1 pseudogene is annotated in these 2,294 nt (G+C 73.5%); it reads left to right on the forward strand.

The window, feature by feature from the left end:
- Window positions 1–2,294 (forward strand): annotated as a pseudogene (locus HMPREF0058_RS12720) (glycosyltransferase family 2 protein); the annotation flags it as partial.

Genomic DNA, 2,294 nt, shown 5'->3' on the forward strand with positions numbered 1-2,294 from the left:
AGCCCGACGCCGATTCCTCCTTCCGTGCGCGTCGCATGGCCCAGCTGCGGTCCTGGGCCGCCTTCTCCTCTCGGCCGCTGCCGGCGTTGCTGCTCTGGTTCCTCGTGCTGGGACTGGGGCGTGGCGCTTGGAGGCTGCTGACCAAGGACCCGGCTCTGGCCCGTGACGAGCTTGCCGCAGCCGCTGCGACGCTGCGTTCGGCGCGGCGACTGCGCCGTGACCGACGGCGTCTGGGCTCGCGCGCCACCGTCTCACGCTCCGTCCTGGCCGAGCTCTACCTGCCGGCCTCCGAGATCCGCGCGGTGCGCCGAGATCGCGCTCGTCAGGCGCGCGAGCGGGCCGCTCGCGCTGCCGCCCCGAGCGAGCTGGAGCTGCGCGAGCTGGCGGGTCTGGCTCGCCGTCGTCGTCGGGTTCTCGGTGTGGTCCTGCTGCTCACCCTCGCCCTGGCACTGGTCGCGACCTCGCACGTGCTGACCACTCGTGCCCTGACCGGTGGAGCCCTAGCCTCCCTGGACTCCGGCTGGCGGCAGCTGTGGGACGCTGCCTGGAGCACCTGGAACCAGGCTGGCGACGGCTATGCCGGCACCCTCAGTCCCTTCCTGGCCATGCTGGCCCTGCCCCTGGCGGTCGCCTCGATGCTGGGCATCAGCGGTGACCTGGCGGTCCATGTCCTGCTCGTCGCAGCACTGCCCCTGGCCGCGGCGGGCGCCTGGTACGCCGCCGGCACTATCACCAGGCGCACGAGCCTGCGCGCCTGGGCCGCGCTCGTGTGGGCCACCACCCCCACCCTCCTGCTCGCTCTTGGCCAGGGACGCCTGGCGCCGCTGGTCGTGCACCTTGCCCTGCCGTGGGCGGCTACCGCCCTGGCCCGCGCTATCGGGGCGGACCGGCGTGATGTCATCCTCTCCGGGCTGGTGGGCGCACGTCACGTCTCTGAGGCCGAGCGCGCCGAGCTGGACCGCTTCGCCTCTGAGACGGTTGAGTCTCTCGCTCACCTGGGTGAGGACGCCGACCGCGAGCCGGACACTGACCGTGAGTCGGACGCCGAAGCGGCCGACGCTGCCCGGGCCGAGGATGCGGCTCAGGCGGAGGACTCGGGCGTCCTGGCGGCGGACTCCGAGGACTCGGGCGGAGCGCAGCCGGGCGATGACGCGGCCGAACCCTCACCAGCCTCGCAAGCCTCGCCGTCGCCGTCGCACGGTCCCTCCAACGGGCCCGTTGATGATGACCCGGCCACCCCGGTGCTCGACGACACTCAGGGCGTTCTCGTCTCCGCTCAGACCACCCGTGGCGCGGCGGTGCGCGCCGCAGCGACTGAGCAGTACGGCAACGGATCGCCCACGGCTGCCGCGGTAGCCGGTCTGCTGCTCAGCCTGGTCGTGGCCGCGGCCCCGGCAACGGCCCTGGTCATCCTGCCGGCGCTGGTCCTGCTTATCCTGGTCTCGCCGCGCCGTCTGGCGCGCCTGGCGCTGACGGTGGTGCCGGTGGCTGTCACCGCGCTGCCCGCCCTGTGGCACGCTGTGCGGATCGTGCAGGAGCTCGGAGGCCTCGCTGCCTGGCGTCAAGGCCTGCGCTACCTGCTGACCGATCCGGGCGCGCCGGTTGCCGCGCCGACCCCGGGTGGCCTGGAGCTTGCCCTCGGCCTTCCTGTCTCCCTGGAGGCACTGACCGAGGGGTCCGTGCACGCCGTCGTCGCCAGCATGGTGCTGCTCTTCGCGCTCGCTGTCCTGCCGGTCCTGGCGCTCAGCGGCCTGCTGGTGAGCGGAGTGCGCGGGCACCGGGCCCGGGCCGGGGTCCTGATCGCGGTGTGCGGCCTGGTGCTTGCGGCCCTCGCGGTGCGTCATGTCACCGCCATCGGCACGGCCGTGGACGGCACCGGCTCCCTGCTCGTGACTGGATGGCCGGGGCCCGGACTCAGCCTCATGCTCGCAGGACTGCTCACCTCCGCCCTGGCAGGGGCGGACGCCGCCCGGGCCACCTTGGTGCGTCACCACTTCGGGTGGCGACACCTGACCGTAGCCGGCCTGGGGTGCGCGGCGCTCCTGGCTCCCCTGGTCCTTGGCGTGGCCTGGGCGGCTGCCGTGCTCAGCTCCTCCGGCACGGGCAGCCAGGCTCTGGTCATGGCGCTGCGCCCGGCCTCACAGCAGATCCCCGTCATCGCAGCGGAGATGGAGCGTTCCTCAGCCGCCGGTCGGGTGCTCGTCCTGACCTCCACCTCGGAGGGCATGAGCGTAAGCCTGTGGCGGGGCGACGGCACCCGCCTGCTCGACACCACCCCGGACGTCCTGGCGGCC

Origin of the sequence: Actinomyces urogenitalis DSM 15434 (genome assembly GCF_000159035.1) — a bacterium.
GTDB lineage: Bacteria > Actinomycetota > Actinomycetes > Actinomycetales > Actinomycetaceae > Actinomyces > Actinomyces urogenitalis.